The sequence below is a fragment of the Streptomyces sp. NPDC002076 genome (assembly GCF_053593835.1).
Genome location: NZ_JBSFDI010000065.1, coordinates 1 through 1,959, shown reverse-complemented (window position 1 = coordinate 1,959; position 1,959 = coordinate 1). Strand labels below are relative to the sequence as shown.

Below are 1,959 nucleotides of genomic sequence, written 5' to 3'. Positions count from 1 at the left end.
TGTCTTGTCTCGGTTGATGCTTGACGTTGTGGCTTCACCTGATGCTTGACACCGCTTGCCTCGGCTTGGCTGTGCGCGTCTGATCCGCGTGCAGGGAGGGCCGGGGCCGTGCTGGTGGAGTTGAGCGTGGTCGAGCAGCGGTATCACGCGGTGATGGAGGTCGCCGCGGGGGTTCCGGTCACTCAAGTCGCGGCCCGGTATGGGGTGTCGAGGCAGTCGGTGCATTCCTGGGTGCGCAAGTACGAGCAGTCGGGTCTGCCGGGATTGGCGGACCGGTCGCACCGGCCGGCGTCGTGTCCGCACCGGATCGCCGGGGAGGTGGAGGCGGTGGTGTGTGAGTTACGGCGCCGGCATCCAGGCTGGGGGCCGCGCAGGCTGGTGCACGAGCTGGAACGCAGAGGCCTCACGCCGGTGCCGTCCCGGGCGACGGTCTACCGGGTCCTGGTCCGCAACGGTCTGATCGAGCCGGGAGTGCGCAAGCGGCGCCGGTCGGATTACCGCAGGTGGGAGCGGTCGACGGCGATGGAACTGTGGCAGATGGACATCGTCGGCGGGATCCTGCTGGCAGATGGCAGCGAGTGCAAGATGGTCACCGGGATCGACGACCACTCCCGGTTCATGGTGATCGCGAAGGTGGTGCAGCGGGCCACGGCCCGGGCGGTGTGTCTGGCCTTCGGCGAGGCGCTGGTGCGGTTCGGAGTGCCCGGCGAGGTGCTGACGGACAACGGCAAGCAGTTCACCGCCCGCTTCGGCTCCGGCAAGCCGGGCGAGACGATGTTCGACCGGATCTGCCGGGAGAACGGCATCGCTCACCGGCTGACGAAGCCGCAGTCCCCGACGACCACGGGAAAGATCGAACGCTTCCACCAGACCCTGCGGCGTGAACTCCTCGACGGCCACGATCCGTTCGTCGATCTGGCGACGGCGCAGACGGTGGTGGATGCCTGGCTGGAGGACTACAACCGGATGCGGCCTCACCAGGCCCTGGACATGGCCGTCCCGGCCAGCCGGTTCGTTCCCAGGCCGCGGTCCGAGCAGGACGCGCTGCCGGTGGTGCTGCCCGCACGCCTCGACCCGGTCCCCGCTCCGGCCTCCGCGAGGCCTGAGCCAGAGCCAGAGCCGGTACCGCGGGCCTGGCCGATGGCCGAGGGGGAGATCGGTGCGATCGAGGTGGATCGGGTGGTGCCCGCGTCGGGGAACCTGAGCCTGCGCGGGCAGCAGATCTGGTTTGGTCCCGCCCTGGCCGGCACCACGGTGACTTTGCGGATCGACGTGAACCGGCTGCACGTGCTCATAGGCGGCGGCCGGCACAAGACGCTGCCCTCGAAGCTGTCCGGCCGCGACCTCAAAGCCCTGCTGGCAGGCGGAGGTGCCCGTCCCGCCGGACCATGGGCGGACGACCCCGGCCCGGCGAAGGACACGAAGGGGGTGGTGGAGGTGGACCGGACCGTCAACGCGGTCGGCTACGTCGGCCTGGCAGGTGACAAGGTCCTGGTCGGCTGGCCGTTCGCCGGACAGCGGGTCACCCTCCGGCTCGACGGCAAAGTCCTGCAAGTCCTGGATGATCAGCGTGTCCTCAAGGCCACCCTGCCCAGCCCCCTGCCGCCCTCAGCCTGCGGACGCCTGCAAGGCGCTCGTCCGGCCGGGCCGCCTCCCCAGCTGCCACCGCCCGCCGAGCAGATCGCCGAGCGGACGGTCAGCAGCGTCGGCGGCTTCATGGTCGCCGGACAGCGCATCCAGCTCGGCCGCGGCTATGCCCACCAGGTCGTCACCGCCCACCTGGACGAGCAAACGATCCGCGTCTTCCACGGCCAAGAGCTGATCACCACCGTCCCGCGTGTCACCAGGAAGGAGGTGGTCGTCCGCAAGTCCGGCGAACACAACCGCCGGAAGATCGTCTAGGACAGACGTCAAGCATCACCCGACGCCAACCCGTCAACCATCAACTGAGACTCGACA

General features: G+C 69.4%; 1 protein-coding gene. It reads left to right on the top strand.

Features of this window, described 5'->3' with window-relative positions:
• Positions 1-120 precede the first annotated feature (120 nt).
• A complete protein-coding gene (locus ACWCQS_RS45990) occupies positions 121-1,902 on the top strand; it encodes an IS481 family transposase (protein ID WP_451009990.1) in 1,782 nt (593 codons plus the stop codon).
• Positions 1,903-1,959 lie beyond the last annotated feature (57 nt).